Genomic DNA, 23,278 nt, shown 5'->3' on the forward strand with positions numbered 1-23,278 from the left:
AGAAATCCAAAGTTCGACCCAGTCCGCCCGGGTGTCTTTGTACTTATCTCCAAGTTCATTCCGGATGCGCAGCTGGACTGGTACCGGTCGCCGGCGCCACTTCCCGGCCGGTCAGGCGTTGATTCCGCGTGCGCAGCTGTTGAATGCGGCATCGAGTGTGATCGAGCGGCAGATAGCACAGCCATCGAGGCGCTGAGCCTATTGACCAGGCAGTCGAGGACCTGCCGTTTCCGTCGGGTGTGGAATCACTTGATCACCGACCGCAACAGTCCTACCGAGTCGGTAGCTGCTGCAGAATCACCGCATGCGCACACACCTGCCGCACCCAGCGCCTCTGGTGGCCCCATGAGCACGGCGATGTCCATCCGATTCGGACTGGTGCCGCTGACCGAGGTGCATCCCTGGGGCAAGGACAGCGAGCTCCACTGGTTCGGACTGACCCAGGGCTGGTACTGCCTCGATGTCGGCGGCTTCGAGTTGATGCGGTATTCGGATCGGTCGATCGAGCAGCTGTGCGGGGACGGTGCGAACCTCTCGGGTGCGGAACATGTCGGGGACGAAGAACGGTATATCGATTACTACGTGGTCCGGCTCTGGGAGGACATCCTCGCGTTGTTCCCGGAAGCGCTCGAACCCGTCCCCGCAGACCTGATCGACTTCCTGAGGAGCGACTCCGGACAGTGGTCGCAGGAGGTGCTGGATGCCTCGATCGATGACGATGGGCTGGCGCGGGAGGTCGATGCCGCAATAACATTGCGCAGCCACCGATTCGTCGACACCGGATACCTGAGATTCGGGCCCAGCTTCCTGTGGTGGCGAACAGTTGACGGCGCCGACGATCGCATGACGATCGAATGGTGGTACCCGGTAGATCCCGACGGTGTGATCGAATTCGTTCGCCCGCCGGTCGACCGTGCCACCATCCCGACCTCTGAATTCCTGGCGGCGGTCAACGAATTCGATAGAGCGCTGTTGTCGGCAATGGAGGAGCGGGTGAGCCGACTCGAGGCATCGGGTCCGCCGGAGGGTGTGAAATTGGATGGCGCCGGGTTGCGCCGTGAACATGGAGACAGGATGCAATGGCTGCCGAAGGCGCTGGAGCGGCCGATCAGTACCGACTGGAATGCGGTCCGCTCCGGGGCCCGTGCTTTGCTCTGAATCGAGCTCCTCTTGAATGCGGCACGAGTCGGGACTTGTCAAGACACCGTGAGGACTAATCTCGAGTCATGGCACTCGAGTACGAGCGATTGGCCGATGACCTGCGCGAATCGATCCGAACGGGCGAGTTGGCGGCCGGAAAGCAGCTGCCGACCTCGGCAACTCTCCGCGCGAAGTATGGCGTCAGCATGCCAACCGTTTGCCAAGCGCTGGACGTGCTCAGAAGCGAAGGCTTGATCGATTCACGGCAGGACCTTGGCGTGTACGTGCGACCGCCGCGCCGAAAAGTACGCCGTAGCAACACCAACAACCATTTCGACAAGGCTCGGATCCATGAGCCCGAACCTGTTCGGGCGGCCACCGGATCAACCGAACGGAATACGGGCCTCGTTGTATCGGAACTCGAGTTCGAGGCCGAATACACTGTGGCACAGGCGAATGAGGATCTGGCCGAACCGTTCGACGTGCCTGTCGGCACCAAGCTGTTGCAGCGCGACTACCGCACTCGATCGAAGAACGAAGCCGCACCGTTCAATTTGGCACGGTCGTACCTGATCTACGAGATGGCTGCCGCTGACCCCCGGCTGCTGGATGACGGGAATGAGCCATGGCCCGGCGGGACGCAGCACCAGTTCTTCACAATCGGGATCGAACTCGATCGTGTCGTCGAGACCGTCACGACACGACCTCCGACACCGGAGGAGGCCGAGTTGCTCGACATCGCCTCGGGTGTCCCCGTTCTTCTCATCCGCAAGACGTCCATTGATACGACTGGACGTGTCGTAGAGGTTGCCGATGTCACCCTGCCGGGCGACCGGACCGAGCTCGTCTACGAGACCCCACTCGAAAGGTGGACGAAATGACCCGACTCATTTCCGTCATCACGCCGGTCTATCAAGCCCTGCCCGAATACATGACCGCCGCATACGAGTCCCTTGCCAAGCAGATCTTGCCGTCAGGGTGGAGCTGGGAATGGATCGTGCAGGCCGATGGATTCAGTGAAGGCGGGATCGCCGCCGGGCTGCCCGATGACGACCGGATTCGATTCGCCGTCGGCCGGCGTGGCGGGCCCGGAGTCGCCCGCACGTTGGCGCTCGGCCGCGTACGCGGTGAACTGGTCAAGACCCTCGATGCCGACGACCAACTCAACGACGAAGTACTTGCGCGAGACATCGATGCTCTCGAGCGATTCGATATCGGCTGGACGACATCGCGAGTGCTCGATCTACTGCTGGACGGCTCGGTGATCGGTTTCGACAGCGATCCCGACGAGGGCGTGATCGAACGCGGTGCCGTTCTCGCTCATTGGCGTTCGAACAACTATCGCGCCCAGGTGCACCCGGCGACCCTGTGCATTCGCACCCAGCTCGTTCTCGCTCTCGGCGGCTGGATGGGGCTCCCGGCATCAGAAGACACGGGACTCCTCCTCGCGGCCAATGCCGTTGCGGATGGCTACTTTTCGGCCAGCGTCGGCCTGCTCTACCGCAAATGGCCCGGCCAAACCACAGCCCAAGCGGCCCACATCGACACCGACGATCTGACCGCCCGCTACACCGTGATCGAACGTCGAGCGAACGCGCTGGCCAACGACTTCCCGCACTGGCACTACTCCGGCAGCTACGGAGAAGCTGCGAATGACAGGCGCTAGCGCTCCTCGGCTCGCTCTGCGTTCTGGGTCGCCTCGGTGTGGCAACGCGCGCCCGGCGTGGCCGGCTATGGGTTGATCTCCACGGCCGAGATGATGGCCGGGGATGGGCTGGGAGCGGAACCGAAGCGCAGGTTTTCGTCGGGTACTGGACCGTGGCGCAACGTCTTGATGTTGGCCCAGTGGTCCGGCGATATCTGCCACGGGCCGTTAGCGCCCTGACGTGGGAACTGCTCGATCGAGCGCTTCACGTAACCGGCGCTGGATTCAACCAACGGCCTGGTCACCATGTGTGGATCGGTGAATTCGGGATAGCACACGGTGTGACCGTGGGTGTCCATGTAGGCCAGCAGTCGGCAGAAGTGCTCGCCCACCAGCCCGACTTTGAGCGTCCAGGACAAGTTGGTGGAGCCGAAGGCGAACGAGAAGTTGGGAACTCCGTCGAGCATGAAGCCGCGAAATGCCACCTTGTCGGGCGGGTTCACCGTGGCGCCGTCCACGGTCAACGCGATGCCGCCGAACGCCTGCAGGTTCAGGCCGGTGGCGGTCACGATGATGTCGGCCTCGAGTTCGCGCCCGGATGCCAGCTTGATGCCCTGCTCGGTGAAGGTGTCGATCCGGTCGGTGACCACCGAGGCGTCCCCGTCGCGGACCGCCTTGAACAAATCGCCATCCGGGACCACGCACAGCCGCTGATCCCACGGGTTGTAGGCCGGGTTGAAATGCTCATCCACCGGATAGCCCTTCGGCAGCTGTTTGGCGGTGAGGTAGCGGATCACCCGCCGCGCGAGGCGCGGGTAGGCCCGGCAGAACCGGAAGATCGCCCATTGCCTGGCAATGTTCTTGCGGCGGGTGATCGCGTACGCCCGCTTGACGCCGAGCAGCGTGGGCAATCTATTGGCAATCTTGTCGCTCGACGGTACCGCCAAGACATAGCTCGGTGAGCGCTGCAGCATCGTCACGTGCGCCGCGATACCGGCCAGCGCCGGGATGAGCGTGACCGCGGTCGCGCCGCTACCGATCACTACCACCCGCTGACCGCGGTAGTCGAGGTCTTCCGGCCAATGCTGCGGGTGCACGATCCGACCCTGAAACCGCTCACGGCCCTCGAAATCGGGGGTGAATCCCTGGTCGTAGCGGTAGTAGCCGCCGGCACAGAAGAGCCAGCGGCAGCTGAGCGTTTGCTGCTCGCCGGTGTCGGTGCGCTCGATCTCAACGAGCCAGCGCCCATCGCTGCTGGACCAGGCCGCGCTGTGCACCTTGTGATGCAACCGGATCTCGCTGTCGATGCCGTTCTCGGTGGCCGTCTCGCGCAGGTAGTCGAGGATCGCTTCGGCACCGGCGATGGCCTTATCGTTTCGCCACGGCTTGAACTCGTAGCTGAAGGTGTGCAGGTCCGAGTCGGAGCGAATTCCGGGATAGCGGAACAGGTCCCATGTTCCGCCGGTGGCGCCCCGTGCCTCGAGGATCGCGAAGGTCTTGGCGGGATGCTGTGTGGAAAGCGAATACGCCGCTGCGATGCCGGAGATCCCTGCTCCGATGATCAACACGTCCACGTGCTCGACGCGGTCCTCGACCGATGCTGTAGACATTTCTGCGACTCCTCGGACGTACTTCTCGGCTGGGACGGCGGATATGCGGGTGGAATTGCTGAGCCGCCGCGGTGCGAAATACCAACCAGCGCAGCGGTCTCGGTGCTGGTGGAGCTGATTGGGCCGGTGATAAAACTACGTCGACGGCCCGCTGCGGGGTATCGCCCTCTGCATACACTTGCAAGGGTGAGATGTGCGACCGCACACCTAATCGGCCCCCGCGTTTTCCGAACGCCGAACCGTTTGAACCGTCTTTGCGCGGAGGGGTGGTGTGCGGTGGCACACTTTGTCCATGATGGTGGTTGCGCCGACGCCGCGAACGTTTGAACTCGTCGCCGCGATCGCGGATCGACTGACTCTGGAGTTCGAGGAAACAGTCGCCGCGATGGACGCCGCTGTGATCGAAGTAGTGCCGGCGTTCGGCGCCGACGCTGCCATCACGGCTGCGCTCACCGCCAACAACCGTGGTCAACTAGGGCGCTTCCTGGCGGTGGCGCGGCAGGCCCAGTCCCCGCTTTCGGACGCCGTCCCGCCTGAGGCGCTCGACGGCGCACGCATTGTTGCGCGTCGCGGCATCGAGCTGGACACGATTTATGAGGGCTATCGGCGCGGCCAGCAGGTCGCGCTGGAGCGCTGGCTGGCATGTGCGTACCAGGTGGTCGAACCGGGGCCCGATCTGATCGGCGTCATCGAATTGTCGCTGACGTTGGTATTCCGCTACGTCGACCAGACACTCGGTCGGGTGCTGGCGGAGGCTCAGCGCGAACGCGAGGAGGTCATCGGCGGCGCGCTGGCGCGGCGCGCCGAAACCGTCCGGTTGATCCTCGATGGCGCCCCGATCGACCCCGCCGACGCGAGCCGACGCATCGGCTACGAACTGAACTGCGACCACACCGCGGTGGTGGTGTGGGCAGAGTCGCCCGTCGCGCCCCACGGGGCGCTGGAGTCGGCGGCGTTGCTGCTCGCTCAGGCGGCGGGATCGCATCGCCCGCTCACTCTTCCGGCGGGAACGACCACGCTGTGGGCGTGGATCGGCACGCACCGCGAACCGGCCATCGCCGATCTGCGCTCGGCGATCGAGCGATCACCCGCCGTGGTGCGCGTAGCGGTCGGCCCGACCCGCCGTGGCATCGAAGGGTTTCGCGCCAGCCACGAGGCCGCGCTGACTGTGCACCGCCTGCTGCTGGGCAACCCCGCGAGCGGGCGATTGGCCTCCTACCGGGAACTCGAGGTCACCGCACTCGCGGCGCACGACCCACGCCGGGCGGCCGAGTTCGTGGCGGCCACCCTCGGCCCGCTGGCCGACGACGACCCCGCGGCGGCGCGACTACGTGAGTCGCTGCGTGTCTACCTGGAGGAGGCCGACAACGCACCACGCGCGGCCGCCCGGCTCTACACGCATCGCAACACGATCCTCAAGCGGGTCGCGCGCGCGACCGAACTGCTGGGCTACCCACCCGGTGAGCGACGGCTCGCCGTCGAGCTGGCCCTCGAGCTACGCCGCCACCTCCCGCCGCCGGTTAGGTGAGCGTTGCAGGGCGATCTACTTGGCTAGAACGGTTGCCGTGCGGGCGGAAACCCAGCGCGCCACAGGCGGGGCGATGCGGGTCAGCGCGTAGGTGAGGTGGGCTTCGGGGGTGATCGGGGCGACCGCGCGGTTGCGGCCCACCGCACGCAGGATATTGACCGCGACTCGCTCGGGTGAGTAGCCGCGCTGCTCGTACAGTCGCGCGACCCGGGCGGTGCGTTCCTCGGCGTGGGCCCCGCGCATGACGCTGGTGCGCAGGATCGGAGTATTGATCAGGCCCGGGCAGATAGTGGTCACCCCAATTTTGTGGCGGCGCATCTCCATGCGCAGCGCCTCGGAGAAGCCGAACGCGGCGAACTTGGTGACCGAGTAGGCGAACATGTTCGGGAGCGCCGAGTAGCCGGCACCGGAGGACACGTTGGCGACTTGGCCTCCAGTGCCGCGCTCGATCATCCGGGGGATGAAGCGCTCACAGCCGTGCACCAGCCCCATGATGTTTACGGCGATCTGGCGGTCCCAGTCCTCGGGGGTGGTGTCGAAGAATCCGGCCCCGACACCGATGCCGGCGTTGTTGATCAGCAGGTCCACCGTGTCGAACTGGGCGTGCACCGCAGCGGCGAATTCATCCATCGACGCGGTGTCGGTGACATCGACGGTCTGCCCGAGCACCTCGGCGCCGAGTGCCCGTGCGGCTTCGGCAGTTTCCGTCCAGCCGGGTTCGTTGAGATCGCAGATGGCCAGTCGCGCGCCGCGGCCCGCGCACAGCAGGGCGGTGGCACGGCCGATGCCGCTGCCGGCGCCGGTGATGAGTACGACACGGTTGTTCAGATTCTTGATCTTCATTGGTGACTCTAATCGGTAGTGGTGATCGCGGGCCCGCGGGACGCGGTCGGCGACAGACGGCGGCGCAGGAAATCCAGCTGATCGGCCAGCGCGCGCTGCAATGCGGGGCCGGCATGAACGTCGAGGTGGTCGATGGGGTATTCGCACAACTCGGCGCCCGCACCGGCCTCGGCGACCGCGCGGCGCGCGGCGGCGGGCGGGGTGAGGCTGTCGTTGGTGCCGACCTGCACCAGCAGCGGGCAAGATACCCGCGACGCGAACCGGATCGGCCGGTTGAACGCCAACTCCAGCGCGGTGCGCGCGCACACCTCGTTGCGCCAGCTCGGGCCCGCGACCGCGGCGTATGCCTGCGCCGCGCCGAGCTTGGCGACCATCGCTGTCGAGCCTGGCTCTCCGACCATCGGAACCAGGTGCGGCCGACGTCGAGTCAGCACCGTCAGCGCATCGCGTAGACCGTGGCCGGCCGCGCGAACCAGCTGACCCCCACCAGCGTTGCGGACCAGCTGCGCCAGCACCGCGACACCGTCGATTGCGGGCGTCAACGCGACCACCGCCGCGACGCGCCCGTCTGCGGCGCCGACACGAACGACGTGCCCGCCGGAATAGGAAATCCCCCACAGCACAATGCGGTCGGGGTCCACGCCGGGCAGCCGCCTCGCCGCGGCGGTTGCCGCGCGGTAGTCCTGGCGCTGGCGTGAGGCCGACACCAACTGGCGCGGTGACCCACTCGACGCGGCGAAACCGCGGTAGTCGAACAGCACCGCGTCCAGGCCCGCAGCGGCGAAGCCCTCCGCATATTCCGCCAAGCCCGCGATGTCCCGAGTGCCCGCGAACCCGGGCGCCATCACCACGCACGGCACACCCCGCGCACCGGCGAACGCAGCGCCGGTCGCGCGGAAATGCCAAGCGGCGCAGCGGTCGTGGCCACTGATGAAGCTGATCTCGTCCATACCCTCGGTCCCTAGTTCGTCCGCTCCAAGCGTGCGGGTCATGCTGGCAATAGCGGTCGATGTCGCTCGCGGCGCTGAAGCGCCGTACCTTGCTGGTTGCCTCGGTCGCAGCGTCCGCTGACCCAAAAGTAGGGCGAGGAGCTGTCCCGCCGGAATCGTCAGCGGCACACACTTGGCCAGGCGAGGTGTGCGGCAGCACACCAGATCGGCGCCAGGCGGCGATGGCGGGGCACCAACTGCGATTAGGTGTGCCGCGGCATATCTCGGTGCGGCAAGTGTGTGCGTGAGGCGATTCTCCGGGGCCCACCATCGCCTTAGGTTGGTCCTCGGCGTCAGACCGTGCAGCGTCAGCAAGCCCGTCGTGGCACCACAACTAGCCCATCGACCACCACTGCCCGACGGCGGTTCGTGTGTGCGGCGGGCCGACCTAGGACTACGGAGCGCCCGATATGCAGACGAAGTCAGTGCCAGCGCTCGAGGTCGTCGAGCACCTGTTCATCGACGTTGGCGGCAGTGTCACGACTCGTGTCGCCGACTCGGGCGGGTCTACACCAAGGACATTCCGATGAAAGTTCATCACCTCAACTGCGGAACCATGAATCCGCCCACCATCGCGCCGGTGGTCTGCCACGTGCTGCTCGTGGAAACCGGCAACGGTCTGGTGCTGGTCGACACCGGCTTCGGTGCGCACGACTGCGCGGACCCAGCCGGGAGGGTCGGACCCCTACGCCACTTCCTCAAACCCATCCTCAGCCCCGAGGAAACCGCCGCCCACCAAATCGAACAACTCGGCTTCCGCCGCGACGATGTTCGCCACATCGTGGTCACACACCTCGACCTGGACCACATCGGCGGCCTGTCCGACTTCCCACATGCCCAAGTCCACGTCACTGCCGCCGAGGCGCTCGGCGCGATAATCTCACCGTCGCGGTTCGAGAAGACCCGCTACCGGTGCACCCAGTGGGCGCACAAGCCCAACATCGTGGAACACGACCCGCAAGGCGAGAAGTGGCGAGGCTTCGCCGCGGCTAAGGAACTTGACGAGATCTCCCCCGGAATAGTGCTGATCTCGCTGCCCGGCCACACCCGTGGCCATGCCTGCGTAGCCGTCGATGCCGGCCACCGGTGGGTGCTGCACGGCGGCGACTCGTTCTTCCACCACGGCACCCTCGACCCCCACTCCACTGTTCCTCGCGGCCTTACGGCTATGGAAACCCTCATCGCGTTCGATCGAAAAATGGTGCGAGACAACCACGCCCGCCTTCAAGAGCTCTACCGACGCGCAGACCCCGACTTGTTCATCGTCTGCTCTCACGACTCGACCCTGTACAAGCGCGCCCGCGCGCATGCGTAGCGGTCGGCCGAGCCACGGCACGCCGATACCCACATAGAGCACAGTGCGCTGATCGACACGCTGGATGCGGTCCTGCCGACGCAAGCCCTTCCTCACGATATTCGAAGGTGCCGCCGCGGGCGCCCGGCTACCCGCGGATCGCCGACCGGCGCAGCACCCGTACGACAATCTGAGGGATTTGTCTGTTCGTCAGGCCTACCTTATTAGCAAGACTCAGTGACAGTCCTGGTTCCTGAGAGGGCGCGAGCCTTTCCTGGTGACGGGCCCTGGTGGCCTGACCGGATGACACATTGGAAGTGGTTGAGCTGATCCGCGGCCATCACTAGATGCAGATTGCTGCAATGTGCCGCCTTGTCGGTGCTGTCTGCATAACGTTCGACTTAGAGTGGGCGGGTGGAGTGGGAGCGTCCGTCCGACCGCGTTCGAGAGTTGTTGCGCCGTGGCGCGCAGATCCTGTTGAGCGCTCCGGAGGAGTGGTTCGATGAGATTTTTCAGGCCGTGCTGCAGGCGCCCAGTGTTGGGGCGGTTGCCGACGATCCTGTCTTGCGGGACGGGGTGCGGCGCACCAATCGGGCCAACATTCTGTACTGGGCCGCATCCAACGCGCACGACCCGGGGGTTCCGGTTGCCGCGAACCTCGGCGAGGAGCCGATGGGCATCGCACGCGATCTGGTTCGGCGCGGGCTCGGCGAGTCGCTGATCGACGGGTATCGGGCCGGTCAGCAGGCGTCGTGGCGACGATGGATGTCGATCGCCTTCGACCTCACATCGAATCCGGACGAGCTGCGCGAACTACTCGATGTGTCCGCACGGTCGATCGCCGCGTTCCAGGACGCCACGATCGCCGCGGTGGCGCAGCGCATTCAGGCGGAACGCGCCGAGTTGACACAGGGCAGCCACGCCGAGCGCCGCGAGACCGTTGCCTTGGTGCTCGACGGCGCGCCGATTGCTCGCTCACGCGCCGAGGCCCGGCTCGGCTACGGCCTGGACGGCCCGCACACCGCGGCGGTGGTCTGGAGCCACGCTCCGGACTGCGATCCGAGTCAGCTCGAGTCGGTCACCGCGGAGCTGGCTCGGGCCGCTGGTGCGCCGCGGTGGCTCAGCGTGGTAGCCAGCACAGCCACCCGCTGGGTGTGGATCCCCGGACCCGTCGAGTATGTCGACGGGTCTGTCGCGTTGCGCGATGTGCCGGATGTCCGAGTTGCGCTGGGTTCGACCGATCGGGGCTTGCGGGGATTCCGACGCAGTCATTTCGAGGCGTTGACGACCCAGCGCATGCTGGCTCGTCTCGATTCGAGCCGGCGGCTCGCGGCATACAGCGAGGTCGCGCTGGTAGCGCTGGCAACAGAGGATGTGGAACGTGCCGATCGCTTCGTGCGTCGCACCCTTGGCGAGTTGGCCGACGCCGAGGAGGACATTCGGATCGCCGTGCTGACCTTCGTGCGGGAGGAGTGCAACGCGGTCCGCGCGGCGGTCCGCTTGTCCACCCATCGCAACACCGTTCTTCGGCGGCTGGCCCGCGCCGACCAGTTGCTGCCGCGCCCGCTGCGGGAGAACTGCGTCGAGGTCGCGGTTGCTCTGGACATCTTGGGTTGGCGCGGGATCGGCAGCTGAGCTCGCAAGAGGTGCAATATGAACCAATTGCTGGCATAAGAGGTGCTCAATGCCCAGCTGAGGCTGGGTACCCTCCATGGGGTAGACGAATTCTTCGAGGAGGCGCCGTGGACGAACAACGATCGGGATTCGGTCGTCGCGGAATGGGGAGGCTCGGGAGGATCGCAACCCTCCTGATCGCATCAACGATGCTGGTGACGGTGGCCGCGTGCGCGAGCAACACGTCGTCACCCGGCGACGACGCCACGGCACTCGACGATGCCGCGGTGCAGGCCTACATCTACACCTACCCCCTGGTTGCCAACGAAGTCACGCGGCGGGAGATGACCAATCTGCCGCGCCCGAACGGCATGGGCGCCGCGCCGATGAATCAGCTGGCCAACATCACCGGGCTGCCAGATGCGTCATACACCAGCATTCCGCGGCCCAATGACGACACGGTGTATTCGATGATGTTCTTCGACGTCTCGACGCAACCGATGGTCGTCAACGTGCCTGACATGGGCGGGCGCTACCACCTGTTCCCGCTGCTGGACGCTTGGACCAACGTCGACGCCTCACCGGGCACCCGCACCCTCGGTGAACAACACGGCTACCAATTCGCGATCACCGGACCGAGCTGGCACGGCACACTGCCCGCCGGAGTCCGCCAGTACTCGATGCCGACCGACTCCGGCTGGATGATCGGCCGCATCCAAGTCAACGGCAAGGACGACATGCAAAACGTCCTGGCGATCCAACACCAGCTCACTGCGGTACCGCTGAGTGAGTACGGCAAGGACTACACGCAGCCGGTGAACACCGACATCCATCCGGACTGGCCGAGCGGCCAGCGTGTCCCCACCTATATCCGCAACCTCACGCCACAGCAGTACTGGGATCTGTACTACGACAGCCTTTCTCACGATCAGCCCCGCCCCGAGGACAAGGACCTGCTGGCCGGCCTCGCGAAAGTCGGATGGTCGCCGGAGCACAAGCTCGACCTGAGCCGACTGTCCGACTCCGACCGCGCCCGATGGAGTGACGCCTGGACCAAAGCGCTGCCGCAGATCGAGGGGAATCCGACCACCCAGCCGGTCAACGGATGGCGCACGCAGCGTTCTCACGTCGGCGACTACGGGACCGCCTGGCTCGACCGGGCCGTCGTCGCCTGCATCGGCATCGGGGCGAATCTCCCACAAGACGCCGTCTATCCGATCACCAGCGTCGACAGCAACGGCGATCCGCTGACCTCCGACCGCCGCTACATCCTGCACTTCGACAAGAACGCCATCCCTGACGTTCGCGCGTTCTGGTCGCTGACCCTCTACAACGACAAGGGCTTCTTCGTCGACAATCCACTCAACCGGTACTCCCTGCGCGGCGGCACACTGCACACCAACCCCGACGGCTCCATCGACATCTACCTCCAACGCCAGGCACCGGGAGCCGACCGCGACGCCAACTGGCTGCCTACACCCTCGTCGGGCACATTCAACCTGGCACTCCGGCTCTACTGGCCCGACACCGCCATCGTCGACGGCACCTGGAATCCACCCGCAATCACCGCGATCAGCTGAATCGCGAACCCGAGACGGTTGTAGTCCCGCCGCGCCGCTATCAACCTTCTCCGTGTCGCCGCGGGCTTGGTCGGCGGCGGTGATCCGCAGCGTCGCCTCGCGCTGGATCTCGGCAATCTCGCGTTCGACAGCAGCTCGGTCGGCGAGGTCGGCCCAGGTCGGCTGGTTCCACCGCACACCAAATCAAAGACATCCTCAAGTACCCCGCCACAGAACCATCCGGCCCGGAGAACCAACAGCATTTCGAGTACAGGCAGAACGATCACGAGGTCCGCGCGACCATTGTCCGCGTCATCGCCAACCACTTGCGTCGCACGAAAATGCCGAAGGGCGGATATCTGCGTTCGATGGGCCGCATTGCGGCCAACCTTGCTCCTTCGACAACATCTAACGAAGACAATAAGACGGCAGCGAATATTCAGTTACTGTTCGCTGGTGGCGTTTCGCAACGTGCTCCACCCTTGGTCAGCGGCGCTGACACGCTCGCGCTCGCAGTTTCACAGCCACCCCATAAGCGCTCCTGGCTGTCTGCAACCGCCGAGGGTCGTATCGGGCCGCCGAATCGGGGCCGATATTTCAGCCTGTCACTTCCTCGCGGTACCTCACACAGATTGGAGCAACACCTGATGCCTGTCGGTTTCTCCGGTAGCTCACTGCCGCGTCGTGGATTGTTCGGTGTGGCAGCCGGTTTCACCGCGATGGTCGGTCTGGCCGCCTGCGGCTCCTCGAACGATTCGTCGTCCGCTTCCTCGTCCACCTCCAGCAGCGGCGGGACCGATCCAAAGTCGGTCGCCACCGACGCCTACGTCTTCGGGTACCCGCTGGTGCTCATGAACGCCACCCGCGCCACCGCCGCACCCACCAACACCCTGATGCGCTACAGCACCACTGCCACCCCCGACGACAAGACGGTCGTCAGCCCCAATGTCGACACCCTCTACTGCCAGGCGTGGCTAGACCTGACCGCCGAACCGATGGTGATCCAGATGCCAGCCATGCCCGACCGATACTGGCTCCTGCAAATACTCGACGCCTGGACCAACACCGTCCACGACCCCAGCAGCGTGCGCCCGCAGTTGGCCGACGGAGCACCGGCGGGTCCGTTCACCTACATCCTGACCGGCCCGGGCTGGTCAGGCGAGTTGCCCGCCAACACCACCCGCCTGGAGATGTCCACCCCCATGACGTGGGCGATCGTCCGCATAGCCATCAACAATCCCGCCGACCACGACACTGTGGTCGCGCTGCAAAACCAGATCAAACTCATGCCGTTGAGTGTCTGGAACACCAACCCCGACACCCCGACCCCGAGTTCGGCACCTCAGGACCCGACCGCGAAGCCGGCCGAACAGATCGACAGTATGGACGGGCCGACCTTCTTCGCCAAGCTCAACGCGCTCATGGCGACCAACCCACCGGCCGCCGCCGACGCGATGAAACGCTTCGCCACCATCGGCATCACCCCCGGCGGCACCATCAGCGGTATCGACACCGCCGCACTGAATGGCGCGGTGCACGACGCCCAGCAGCAGATCAGCTCCTACAAGAACCCTGACGCGAAGGTCGTCAACGGCTGGGACTACGCCACCAACGTGGGCACCTACGACACCGACTACCCGTTGCGCGCCTATGTCGCGCACATCGGCCTCGGCGCGAACCGCGCCACCGACACCATCTACCCGGTGATGAGCAATATCCCTGCCGACACCAACGGCACCCCACGTACTTTGCGCTTCCACTTCGCTCCCGGCCAACTCCCACCCGCCGACGCCTTCTGGTCACTGACCGCCTACACCGCCGACCGCTTCCTGGTCCCCAACCCCGACAACATCTACTCCATCGGCCACCAAATCCCCACCACGCCCAACCCCGACGGATCGGTCGATATCACCCTCCAGAACGCCAAACCCGGCGCAGAGGTCCCCACCGGCAACTGGCTCCCCATCCCCGCCACCGGACCCTTCCACGTCGTCTTGCGCCTCTACTCTCCCGGCGAAGCCGCCGTCAACGGCAGCTGGAAACCCCCCGCCCTCACTCAAACCCATTAACTCGCCGTGGTCGGCAGTTCTTCGTCGGAGCGTTGCCGAGGAGTTGGCCGCCTGGTGATTCGCTCTGGTTTCGGCCGAGCCGTGAATATGGCATCGATTGGCATCGAATCGGCACGTTCTGTCCTGTCCAATGGGCCGGACGCGACGCACGCTTACCTTCTCGGCGGCGTTGTCATCGGGACAACGACCGAAAAGCGCAGGGGAACGGGTGATGCGGCTACTGCTGGTCGAGGATGACGACCACATCGGAGACACACTCATCAAGGCGCTGATGGCGCGAGGTTTCACTACCGATCGCACTCGGTGGGGTCTGGATGTACTGACCTCCCATCACCGGTATGACGCGATAATCCTCGATCTCGCCTTGCCCGATATCCCTGGGCTGCAGGTGTTGCGGCAGCTTCGAGCGATCAGTTCGATACCTGTGGTGATCTTGGTCGGCCACGGCGACGAGCGTTCGGTCGTGCGTGCCCTGCGCGGTGGCGCCGACGACTGCATGGTGCGGCCGCCCCGGGTGGGCGAATTGATTGCGAGGTTGGAGAAGGCCGCTCGGCACATCGTCACCGACATCGGTCCGGCTTCGAACGGCGTGATTGTCACCGGGGATGTGCGGGTGGATGTGGGGGCGCGGCGTGTCGAGGTGGCGGGCGAGCCGATACCGCTGACTCGCAAGGAGTTCGAGCTTGTGCGGATCCTGGTGGAGCGGCCGGGGATGGCGGTGAGTCGGCAGCAGCTGATGGATCGGGTGTGGGGGGACGCGTTTGTCTCGGTATCGCGGTCGCTCGATGTGCACATCACCTGGCTGCGTGCCAAGCTGGATCGGCCGGGGCTGATCAGCACTATTCGCGGCCATGGATACCGGTGGGGCGACCCGGCTCGAGTCGACGCGGCGTCCTAGGTCACGACGGTCAGGGTTGGGACCAGCGTCGGTACGCGCGACCGAGTGAGCGTGCGTCCGAATAGCCGAGTAGGTGGGCTATTTCGGTCCTGTTCGTTGTGGGCGAGGATCGGGACCGATCTTCCAGCCGCCTGCGTCGGGCGCGGTCGATTTCCTGTCGCCAGGTGGTTCCTTCCTCAGCGAGCCTACGTTGCAGACTGCGCCTGCTCATGGCCATGCGGCGCGCGACTGGATCGATCGTGACCGTGCCGTCGTCCATCATGACTGCCAGCACCTGCTGCAGCCGCTCGGACCACATGGTGATCCGAGGTTGTGCCATGGCGTCCGCACTGCGGTGGAGGATGGCGGCCAGCACTGGATCGGCGGTCAGCATCGGCAAGGCGAGGTCGGCGGTCCGAAAGGTGAGTTGGTTGGTCGGTGCGCCGAAATCGATGCGGGCTGTGCCGAACAGCTCGATGAATTGATCGTGCCGAGGTGGCGCACTTTGCCGAAATCGGACGCGCACCGGGTTCACCTGCTGGCCGGTGACACGACGTATCTTTGTCACCGTGCCCGCCAAGGCGACCTGGACGGCCAGATCTCGCCCGCGGCCTTCCCCTTGGAGCAGACTCAGGTCGACGCTCATCTGATCTTCGGACTCTCCGACGATGGTGAAGTGGTGGTTGGTCGTAGAAGTGCCGATGTACATCCCTGTCAACGCGAGTCCCTCGCCAAGCGTCGGCGCCGTGGTGAAGAGATAGTCGATCAGTCCCAACTGCCCGGGTACGTACGCGAGCGCGGCCCGCAGTGCGACATCCGGATCGTCCAGCTCGTGCTCGGCCAACTCCCACAACCGTAGGTAACGATCGCTGGGCAAGATCGCGCTCGTGCTCGACAACATCCAGCCGGGCACATCGACCTCATCGGCCAGCCGCTGCCGAACTGATTCAGCCAGGCCGGTGGTGTCGAGGACGTACTTGGGAAGAAAAATATGATCCACCGCGTCCACAGCACAGATCATGCGGCGGTCGAGGCTGTAGTTCAACATTTCCCGCCTTGCGGACGGTCACCCGCGACGTCGCCTCGGCATCAGGGCTCGAGTCAGAGGTGACCGACCGCCGGGACGACGGCATGGTCAGGATCTCCGTTTCTCGAGGGTCAGGAACAGATTGCGTGGCGTCAAGGTGGTCGCCGCGACCATATCCAGCACTGCTCCTGGCGCCGCCACCAGCCGCCATCCGGTGGCCATCGTCGCAAGCGCGAGCGTTGCCTCCACGACCGCGAATACGTCGCCGATGCACTTGCGCGGCCCGGCACCGAAATGCACCATCGCCTCCCTCTGGATCTCGGCGACCCGCTCTCGTCCCCATCGGTCCGGATCGAACTTGTCGGGATCCTGGAACAGTCGTGGATCGCGCAGCACGATATAGGGACTGAACATCACCGAAGCACCCTTCGGGATCAGATGACCATCCAGATCCACATCCTCGATGGCAACCCGAGTCAAGATCCAGGCGGGCGGGTAATACCGCAGCGCTTCGCTGATCACTTGCGCGGTGTAGGTGAGCCGGCTCGCGTCCGCATACTCCGCGGGCCTGCCACCGAGCACCTCGTCCACCTCCGCATGTAGCCGTGCCTCGATATCCGGATGCTCGGTCAACAAGTGGAAGACGAATGCGAGTGTTGCGGCGGTGGTTTCGGTGCCGGCAACCAGGATCGAGGCGACCTGATCGTGAATCTCCTGATCCGACAGCATGTTTCCGGACTCGTCCTGCGCCTGCATCAGCATGCCGAGCAGGTCGTTGCGCGGGGTGTCGACGCTGCGATAGTCGGCGATCACTTTGTCGATCATCGGGTGCAATCGCGTGAGGATCGCCGAATATTCACGATTGCGCGGCAACGGTAGCTTGTTCAATGCGGGCAGCGGCGTCACCAGCCGCTGGTACAGCAGCTCGAACAAGCGCGGCATGCTGTGCTGCATTTCCTCGACCAGATCGTTTCCCACATCGGAGGAGATCAGCGTTTTGGCCGTTACCGCGAGTGTCAGCGCGCTCATCTCCGCGCGGACGTCGACGGTCTGACCGGTACGCCAGGCGCCGGTCCGTTCGACGATCTGCTCACGCATGATCTCCGAGTACTCCGCGATCCGCTCCCGATGGAACGCGGGTTGCATCATCAGCCGCTGCCGTCGGTGCATATCGCCCTCGGAGCTGATCAGGCCGTAGCCCAACAGATCTCGGCCCCCCTCGATCGCCGCACCCTTGTTGAACTGACGGTGCTTTGCGACCAATACCCCACGAACCAACTCCGCGGAATTGAGCACATACGCGCTCTGCGGTCCGAGCTTGATTCGGACGATGTCACCGTGTTCGCGCAACGATTCGAAGAATTCCAATGGCTCGTTGAGCAGCCGGAGCGCGTGTCCCAGAACGGGGAGTCCACCTGGTGCGGCAGCAATCGTGGGGGCAGTCATGGAAGTCTCCCGAGGAGGTTCGGATTCGGACGACGGCCTCGGTGAATCCAAAGCCGGCCAGCTGATTCTCAGTCGCTCATGACACCTGGCGCAGCAGCTGACGGGTTCCTTAACAGTCCATTAGTACTGCCGCCGGACTCGTGCACACCGCCGATCGCCATCGGCTGACGGCAGGGCGCCTATCGTCAGAGTGCCGGTTCGTGGTGTGCCCAAGGCGATTCGGATTCGAGTTGGGTGGCCAGGGCGAGGAGGGTGGGCTCGCTGCCCAGTCCGCCGATGAACTGCACACCCAGCGGAAGCCCGTGGGGGAGGCGATAGAGGGGGACGGACATGGCCGGGCGGCCGGTGATGTTCGCCAGCTGGGTGAATGGGACCGAGGCGAGATTGGCCAGGACGGTCTGTTTCCACGGGGTGGATTTGGTGAGCGGACCGGCGAGACCGAGCCGGAGGAATGCCGTGCCGAGAAACCGCAGCAGGGCGGGCGTGTCGAGTTGGCCGATGCGGATGGGCGGATGTCCGAGGGTTGGGGTGAGGAGTAGGTCGTAGTTCTCGTGGAACGCGGCCAAGGTTCGCGTGTAGTCGTTCCACCTGTGGTGGGCGGCTGCGTAGTCGGGCGCTTTCAGCGCGCGACCAGCGGCGGCGAGTAGGCGGGTGTCGAGTTCGAATTCGGTGGCGTGTGCGCCGGCTATGCGTTCGGCTTCGGCTGTGGTCGAGGCGATTTCGGTGTACCACATGGTGAGGAAGTCGGCGGCCATCCGCTGACCGTCGAGTTCGAATTCGACCGGTTCGACGTCGTGGCCGAGTCGGGTCAGTAATGCGACGGTGTGGTCGACGGCTGCGACGGACTCCGCGTGCACAGGTGTGTCGATCGGCGAGCGTGTCGTGTAACCGACGCGTAGTCGGGTCGGCGTCCGCCGCGCCAGCTCGCGATAGGACTCGTTCGGGCGTGCGGAGAGGTAGGGGCCGCCCGGATCGGGCCGGGTAGTCAGTATGTCGAGCATGAGCGCGGTGTCACGGACAGTGCGGGAGACCACGCCGTCGGTCGCCGCGCCGTGGAGGTATTCGGCGTGGCGTGGGCCGCAGGGCACCAGGCCGCGGCCCGGTTTCAGGCCGAAAAGTCCGCAGCAGGCCGCCGGGATCCGGATCGAGCCACCGCCGTCGTTCGCCCCGGCGACCGGCACGATCCCGGCCGCGACCGCTGCCGCGGAGCCGCCCGACGATCCGCCCGGCGTGTGGTCGAGGTGCCACGGGTTGCGGGTCGGTCCGTTCACCTCGGGTTCGGTGATCCCCTTGGCCCCGAATTCCGGAGTGTTGGTCTTGCCGAAGATCACCAGTCCAGCATCGAGCCAGCGCTCGACAACCGCGCTGTGGCCAGGGGCGACCTGATTGCGCAGTGCCCGCGAGCCACCCCCGGTGGGCAGACCGGCATAGTCCTGCATCAGGTCCTTGATGAGGAACGGCACCCCCGCCAGCGGTCCGCTGAGTTCCCCGCGGCTGCGGGTGCGCGCGATGTCGTACATCGGTCGCACGATCGCGTTGATCCGCCCGTTGACCTGTTCGGCGCGTTCGATTGCTACGTCGAGAAGCTCGGTAGGCGAAACCTCACGGCGGGCGACCAGCTCCGCTAGCCCCGTCGCGTCGAAGGACCGATATTCGGTGTATTTCACTGTTCCCCAACTGAATTCGAAGATGCCAGGTATTCGTCGAATCGTGCGACACGCTGGGTGTCCTCGAATATGCGCTGATAGACGATTCTTCCCCAACGGACGTGCGCCAGGATTATTGCGTGGTTCTGGTAGACAATGCGGCCGTCGGCGTCGATGGCCTCATCGGTGAACCGCGCGGTCATCAGCGTCCGCCACGGTGGTCCGGCAACGAGGACCTCGTGTAGTTCGCCGCGGATCCGCTCGGCGAGGAAGCGTTCGAAAAAGGCGCGGATCGCGGGCTTTCCGCGGTGCTGCCCCGACCACGAGTGGGTGCCGTCGAGCACGAGGGTGGCGTGGTCGGCGAAGGCGCGCAGCAGTGGCTCGGGGTTACCGGCCATCAGCCGACCGACGTTGTGGGCGAGGACGGTGCGCAACGTGAAAGCGTATGCGTGTGATGCGGCCTGTGCGCCGATTGCCGAGGCGAGCAATAGATTCCACGAAGGTTGGTGCTTCATACTGCGGCCTCTGTCGAACCGGTCGGCTCGACGACGATAACGCCGCCCGAGACGACGAGGTCAGGGTACTCGAGCAATTTGAACCGCTCGAGTGCGTTGCCGTTGACCGCGATGAGATCGGCAGGCGCGCCTGCGACGAGTTGACCGAGCGGTGCGAGCCCGAGATGTTCGCCTGCTCGCGCGGTGGCCGCCGACAGCACATCTGCGGGTGTCAGGGCTCCGCGTGCGGTGTGCAGCATCAGCTGCAGCTCGAAAGCGTCTATGCCCCAAGGCACGTCGGGATGGGCCAAGTCGGTGCCGTAGAGCAGCCGGACTCCTGCCTCGACGAGACGAACGGCGTTCTGGAAGACCCCCGTGGTTCGGGACTGGGTATCCAGGGTGCCGAGAACGCGTACGTCGGCGGCTGCCGCGCGGGCGATCAGGGCATCCGGAAGAAGGTCGCACGGCACATGCGCCCACTCGTCGACTCCGGCATCGAGCGCGAGTTCGGCACCGACGGGTCCACTGAGATGGGCCGACACGATCAGGCCGTTGGCGTGAGCTTCGGCGACTATCGCGGCGACCACTTCCCGGGAGAGCAGCGGCCACGGAGGTGGGGTCGTCGTCTCGTGCGCGGTCCATGGCGCTCCTGCGGACCCGCCCGGTTCCAGCCCGATTTTGATCAAGGCGGCACCGCCGTCGACGAGCTGACCGACCGCGGCCCGTGCGGTTGCGATGTCGGGTACTTCGAGCGCTACGTCCTTGCCGAACACCGGGATCGGGTAGCCGCCGGGTGCGGTGAGGATCGGCCCGGCGGCGAGCACTCGCAGCCGACCGTCACCGCCGGATGGCCGCACGAGTGGGCCGCCGGTATCCCGGACCGTGGTGATGCCGTGCCGCAGGACGGTGTCGGGTGGAGTCCTGTCGAGCAGCACATGGGCATGCAGGTCGATGAAGCCTGGGAGCAGAGTGCCCGCAATGTCGATGGTCCGGCCCCGGCCGATGAGCTGATCGGCTGGGGCGACGGCGGTGATGCGGTCGCCCTCGATCGCCACGGCGTGCCGCGCGAGGACCTGTCGCCCGTCGAAGACGAGGTCGGCGGCGATCACGTAGTCATGGTCGTTGGTCATGCGATCTGTCCGTTCGGTAGTGCTAGCGCTTGTCTTTGGCGATGGATGCCCCAGCTGAATGCCACTCCTGAGTCCTTATCTGGAGTCTGACACTAGAGTTCAACACTAGAGTGCAACTCTAAAGCTAGAGTAAGGCTATGAGTCAGGTCAAGGGCAAGCAGGCGGCGAAGTCGCGGGAAACCCAGCGGCGGATACGCACCGCCGCCGGTGAACTGTTCGTCGAAAGGGGTTATGGCAATACCTCGCTGCAAGACATCGCCGATCACGCGGGTGTCGCGGTGCAAACGATCTACTTCACGTTCCGTAACAAGCGCAATCTGCTCAAAGAGTTGGTCGACGTCACAGTCGCGGGTGATGAGGAGTCGTTGGCGACGATGGATCGCCCATGGTTCACCCGCGCGATCGATGCGAAAACCGCCCAGGAGCACTTGCTGGCGCACGTGGAGGGTGCCACGGCGATACTCGGCCGTGTCGCCCTGATCACCGACGTACTGCACGCCGCCGCGTCGATCGAGCCCGAACTCGATGCGTTACGACGGCAAGGCCTCGATCAGCGCTACACGGTGCAGGAAGCGTCCGCTCGGGCGCTACTCGACAAGCCGGGGGCGGTCTCCACCATGACGGCCGACCACGCCGCCGACATCCTGTTCGCGGTGCTCAGCCCTGAGCTCTACCTGCTGTTCGTCCGTGATCGAGGCTGGTCGGCGGATCGATGGCAACGATGGGCAGGCACGACCTTGTGCGCTCAACTTGTCGAAAACCACGCAACGTCATGACCTTGCACTATGGTTCGGATTCGCGCTGCGGTCCTTGATGGAGGGTAAGCCGTCTCGAGGCATCCGGTCCGCCGGAGGGCATGAAATTGGATACCCTTGAGCAGGGAAGTTCTGCGGAAAGGAAATAATGTGGGGCCACTGCGAAACAAGGCCGCATCGACCGTAGCCGCCATGTGAACGCCTCGGGCTGATCTCCGAGCTACCGATGCACGAGCCGATCGATCTGGTCGATTCAGCGGAACGAACCCGCACAGCGCTTGCCACTGTCGTGGCAGCGTTTTCAGAGGCGTGGGCGTCCGGGTCCCCGCCCGATCTGTCGGTGTACCTACCCCGTGAACCGGCTGACCGACGTACGATCTTGATCGAACTGATCAAGATCGACCTCGAATACCGCTGGCTTCGTTATCGCTTTCCCAAACGACTGAGCGAATACCGTGCGGAATTTGTAGAGCTGCAAGATGGTCGGCTTCCAGCTCGAAGCGACATCTTCGCGCTGGCTGTCATGCTGTGGGAGTTGCTCACCGGACGGCGCCCGTTCGCGGACGAAACCTCGGCCGGTGAGTCGGAGACATCGCTGGCCCGCATGCTCGAACTGCGGCGCAGACCCGTTGCGTCGAAGTTCCTGTCGGCGCTTCCGCCGGATTGCCCCGTGGCGCTGCGCCGAGTGCTGCTGAAGTGTCTGTCGCCCGACCGTGAAGACCGCTACTCGTGCGGTTCGGAATTGGCCCAACAGCTCGACTTGTGCCTAGAGGAGCGGGCCCGCGACCTTGTCTATCCGCCGCCGAACAGTTGGCGGGCACGACTTTCGCGATGGCCCACCCCCGTCCTGTGGTTATCTTCGCTGGTCGGCGTCGGGCTCGCTACGGTCTACATGGCTGTGCACGTTCAGCAACTGATCAGAGAGCGCCTGTCCGATGTCACCAACGCGCAGCTCGACAGGGGCGTCATCGTTTTCATCCTCTGTGCTTTGCCGCTGGCCGTCCTCATCTACGCATACATGTCGCGTGATTTGCTCGCGGTTCCTCGCGGCTTGCGCGCAGGCAGACGCTACGACGAGGCAATGCTCGCGCGGGTGCGGTCGCGAACACTATTTTGGGGCGACATGTGTGCGCTGAACACCCTTCTGACGTCGGTTTGCGCAACCGTGACGGGGGTGATGTTGGTTCATCGGTATACCGACCTTCCGGTGCGTCTTCTGGTCCATGCGGCGACGACCGTTCTGGTGGCGGGCACCATCTCCGTTGCCTACACGTTCTTCCTTTCCACGTTCTACATCGTCCGCTGTGTCTATCCCATCCATCTGCGCTACGGCCGCACGACGGCGCACGACTTCGCCGTTATTCGCGCGCTGCGGCGAAGAACCACGGTCTATCTCGCGGTCACGGCGTCGGTGCCGCTGGTCGGGGTGTTGGCGGGATTCAGCGCCCTCGAACCGACGGAACTTCCGCTCGTGCGCGATTCGGTTCTGGGATTGTGCGCGGCCTCCGGGCTCGCGTTCGTCGCCGTTTACTGGTTGTTCAGGAAGCTGGATGCCGACCTGCGTGCGCTCGGGCGCGTGGTCTAGCAATTCAGCTGCGGCCCAGCGACCCAT

At 65.0% G+C, this 23,278-nt stretch carries 19 protein-coding genes; 11 read left to right on the forward strand and 8 right to left on the reverse strand.

What is annotated here, in order from left to right; genetic code table 11:
• Positions 1-345: 345 nt before the first annotated feature.
• The 3 genes from OHQ90_RS18955 to OHQ90_RS18965 all read left to right on the forward strand — a co-directional run bounded on the left by OHQ90_RS18955 (position 346) and on the right by OHQ90_RS18965 (position 2,806).
• Complete coding sequence (locus tag OHQ90_RS18955) at positions 346-1,158, forward strand: DUF5984 family protein (protein WP_328412299.1); 813 nt, start codon at positions 346-348, stop codon at positions 1,156-1,158.
• Positions 1,159-1,226: 68 nt separating this feature from the next.
• Positions 1,227-2,021, forward strand: coding sequence for a GntR family transcriptional regulator (locus OHQ90_RS18960; RefSeq protein ID WP_328412301.1), 795 nt, complete (start codon positions 1,227-1,229; stop codon positions 2,019-2,021).
• Complete coding sequence (locus tag OHQ90_RS18965) at positions 2,018-2,806, forward strand: glycosyltransferase family 2 protein (RefSeq protein WP_328412303.1); 789 nt, start codon at positions 2,018-2,020, stop codon at positions 2,804-2,806. The genes OHQ90_RS18960 and OHQ90_RS18965 overlap by 4 nt, the downstream gene beginning before the upstream one ends.
• Before the next feature lie 65 nt (positions 2,807-2,871).
• Here OHQ90_RS18965 and OHQ90_RS18970 read toward each other — a convergent pair whose 3' ends face one another.
• On the reverse strand, positions 2,872-4,395 hold the full coding sequence (locus OHQ90_RS18970; protein WP_328412307.1) for a flavin-containing monooxygenase: 1,524 nt from the start codon (positions 4,393-4,395) through the stop codon (positions 2,872-2,874).
• A 292-nt stretch (positions 4,396-4,687) separates the two neighbouring features.
• On the opposite strand from OHQ90_RS18970, the gene OHQ90_RS18975 reads away from it, so the two are divergent.
• On the forward strand, positions 4,688-5,923 hold the full coding sequence (locus OHQ90_RS18975) for a PucR family transcriptional regulator (protein ID WP_328412309.1): 1,236 nt from the start codon (positions 4,688-4,690) through the stop codon (positions 5,921-5,923).
• A 15-nt stretch (positions 5,924-5,938) separates the two neighbouring features.
• On the opposite strand, the gene OHQ90_RS18980 is transcribed toward OHQ90_RS18975, so the two are convergent.
• Together OHQ90_RS18980 and OHQ90_RS18985 are read right to left on the reverse strand one after the other, a co-directional pair.
• Positions 5,939-6,766, reverse strand: coding sequence for an SDR family NAD(P)-dependent oxidoreductase (locus tag OHQ90_RS18980; RefSeq protein ID WP_328412311.1), 828 nt, complete (start codon positions 6,764-6,766; stop codon positions 5,939-5,941).
• Positions 6,767-6,774: 8 nt separating this feature from the next.
• Positions 6,775-7,716 (reverse strand): alpha/beta hydrolase, encoded by a 942-nt coding sequence (locus tag OHQ90_RS18985; protein ID WP_328412313.1) that lies wholly within the window; start codon positions 7,714-7,716, stop codon positions 6,775-6,777.
• A gap of 565 nt (positions 7,717-8,281) precedes the next feature.
• Here OHQ90_RS18985 and OHQ90_RS18990 point away from each other — a divergent pair.
• The 5 genes from OHQ90_RS18990 (at position 8,282) to OHQ90_RS19010 (ending at position 15,189) form a co-directional block, all read left to right on the forward strand.
• Positions 8,282-9,070, forward strand: a complete 789-nt coding sequence (locus tag OHQ90_RS18990; RefSeq protein ID WP_328412315.1) for an MBL fold metallo-hydrolase — start codon at positions 8,282-8,284, stop codon at positions 9,068-9,070.
• A 393-nt stretch (positions 9,071-9,463) separates the two neighbouring features.
• Entirely contained in the window at positions 9,464-10,684 is a 1,221-nt protein-coding gene (locus OHQ90_RS18995) for a PucR family transcriptional regulator (RefSeq protein ID WP_328412317.1), read from the forward strand.
• Positions 10,685-10,791: 107 nt separating this feature from the next.
• Entirely contained in the window at positions 10,792-12,243 is a 1,452-nt protein-coding gene (locus OHQ90_RS19000; protein ID WP_328412319.1) for a DUF1254 domain-containing protein, read from the forward strand.
• 626 nt (positions 12,244-12,869) lie between these two features.
• Positions 12,870-14,291 carry a DUF1254 domain-containing protein gene (locus OHQ90_RS19005; RefSeq protein WP_328412321.1) on the forward strand — a complete coding sequence of 474 codons (1,422 nt, stop codon included), beginning with the start codon at positions 12,870-12,872 and terminating at the stop codon, positions 14,289-14,291.
• Between the two features lie 211 nt (positions 14,292-14,502).
• On the forward strand, positions 14,503-15,189 hold the full coding sequence (locus tag OHQ90_RS19010) for a response regulator transcription factor (protein WP_328412323.1): 687 nt from the start codon (positions 14,503-14,505) through the stop codon (positions 15,187-15,189).
• Positions 15,190-15,199: 10 nt separating this feature from the next.
• On the opposite strand, the gene OHQ90_RS19015 is transcribed toward OHQ90_RS19010, so the two are convergent.
• The 5 genes from OHQ90_RS19015 to OHQ90_RS19035 form a co-directional block, all read right to left on the reverse strand.
• Positions 15,200-16,216, reverse strand: a complete 1,017-nt coding sequence (locus tag OHQ90_RS19015; protein WP_328412324.1) for an AraC family transcriptional regulator ligand-binding domain-containing protein — start codon at positions 16,214-16,216, stop codon at positions 15,200-15,202.
• Between the two features lie 87 nt (positions 16,217-16,303).
• Positions 16,304-17,641 carry a cytochrome P450 gene (locus OHQ90_RS19020; RefSeq protein WP_328412325.1) on the reverse strand — a complete coding sequence of 446 codons (1,338 nt, stop codon included), beginning with the start codon at positions 17,639-17,641 and terminating at the stop codon, positions 16,304-16,306.
• A gap of 185 nt (positions 17,642-17,826) precedes the next feature.
• On the reverse strand, positions 17,827-19,308 hold the full coding sequence (locus OHQ90_RS19025; RefSeq protein WP_328412327.1) for an amidase: 1,482 nt from the start codon (positions 19,306-19,308) through the stop codon (positions 17,827-17,829).
• Positions 19,305-19,802, reverse strand: coding sequence for a nuclear transport factor 2 family protein (locus OHQ90_RS19030; protein ID WP_328412328.1), 498 nt, complete (start codon positions 19,800-19,802; stop codon positions 19,305-19,307). The genes OHQ90_RS19025 and OHQ90_RS19030 overlap by 4 nt, the downstream gene beginning before the upstream one ends.
• Positions 19,799-20,911 carry an amidohydrolase family protein gene (locus OHQ90_RS19035; RefSeq protein ID WP_328412329.1) on the reverse strand — a complete coding sequence of 371 codons (1,113 nt, stop codon included), beginning with the start codon at positions 20,909-20,911 and terminating at the stop codon, positions 19,799-19,801. Before OHQ90_RS19035 ends, OHQ90_RS19030 begins: the two co-directional genes overlap by 4 nt.
• 137 nt (positions 20,912-21,048) lie before the next feature.
• Between OHQ90_RS19035 and OHQ90_RS19040 the strand changes: the two genes are divergently transcribed.
• Entirely contained in the window at positions 21,049-21,687 is a 639-nt protein-coding gene (locus OHQ90_RS19040; RefSeq protein ID WP_328412330.1) for a TetR/AcrR family transcriptional regulator, read from the forward strand.
• Positions 21,688-22,045: 358 nt separating this feature from the next.
• Positions 22,046-23,251, forward strand: coding sequence for a hypothetical protein (locus tag OHQ90_RS19045; protein ID WP_328412331.1), 1,206 nt, complete (start codon positions 22,046-22,048; stop codon positions 23,249-23,251).
• The last annotated feature ends 27 nt before the right edge of the window (positions 23,252-23,278 follow it).

The organism is Nocardia sp. NBC_00403 (assembly GCF_036046055.1).
Taxonomy (GTDB): domain Bacteria; phylum Actinomycetota; class Actinomycetes; order Mycobacteriales; family Mycobacteriaceae; genus Nocardia.